The organism is Streptomyces alkaliphilus (assembly GCF_014141535.1).
Taxonomy (GTDB): Bacteria; Actinomycetota; Actinomycetes; order Streptomycetales; family Streptomycetaceae; genus Streptomyces; species Streptomyces alkaliphilus.
Map to the genome: position 1 here is coordinate 1 of NZ_VKHT01001360.1, position 1,052 is coordinate 1,052.

A 1,052-nucleotide genomic window follows, 5' to 3' on the forward strand; every position below is an offset into this window, starting at 1 on the left:
CGGCCCGCTCCCCGCGATCGGGGGGCCGAAGCCGCCCGGCGGCGGCCCGAACGGCGAGGGTGGTGTGTTCGGCGGCGGTCCGAAGCCCGTCGGTGCCGAATGCGGACCCTCTGTTCCGGAAGTGGTCATCCCCGTCACCCCTCCGTCCCGGACGGCTCGCCGATCCGGGTCGCTCCGGGCGGCCCCGGCGGGACCGCCGTCACCCCGCGCGGGCACGCGGGATCCGCACCACCATGGCCCGGGCCCCGGCGGTCGGGTACGGAAGACGGCGGGCTGTTGCACGCTTGTTGCCCGCCGCGCACACACCACCGGCACGCACACCCGCACCCGGGGTCCGCCCCTTCCGCACCACCCTCCCGGCTTCCCGGCAAAGGGGGAACCGGCGGTCGGGGCGCCGAGGGGGCGCCCGCTCAGCCCCACCCGTGCAGGGACACCCCCGCCGGGCGCCGATCCACGCAGGCGGCCAGGATCCGATGGGTGGAGAGCACCGCCTCGCCCGGTATCGCCCCCACCGGCACCCACTCCACCCGGTCGTGCTTGGTCGGCTCGCGGTTCACCGGCTCCCCCTCCCAGCGCTCGGCCGTGAAGACCACGGTCACGAACCCGTCCGGCCCCTTCGGCGCCCGGGCCCCGTGCACCACATGGGCAAGGGTCAGGTCCTCCTCGGCGACCCGGATGCCGGTCTCCTCCCACAGCTCCCGGACCGCCGCCGCGCTCACCGACTCGCCCCGATCGGTCTTGCCCACCGGCAGGTCCCACAGCCCCGGCGCGAACCCCGCCTCCGGCCCGCGCCGCACCATCACGACCCGACCCGCCGCCCGGTCGTGCACCACCACCGCCGCGCACAGCACCACCAGCACCCGCGTTCCGGAACCCGCCTCGATCACCGTCGTCTCGTCCACGCCCCACACCGTACGAGCCGGCTCCGACAACCCGCCGGCCGTTATCCACAGGCCCCTTCGTTCATCGGACTCATCGCACCGGCGTGGTGGGGGTCGGAGGGGGCGCGAACGACGAACGGGCCGCCGCGAGCGCACCCGTCGGGGTGCGGT

1 protein-coding gene is annotated in these 1,052 nt (G+C 76.0%); it reads right to left on the minus strand.

The window, feature by feature from the left end; genetic code table 11:
* Nucleotides 1-410: 410 nt before the first annotated feature.
* Entirely contained in the window at nucleotides 411-902 is a 492-nt protein-coding gene (locus tag FNQ90_RS24475; RefSeq protein WP_323380158.1) for an NUDIX domain-containing protein, read from the minus strand.
* Nucleotides 903-1,052 lie beyond the last annotated feature (150 nt).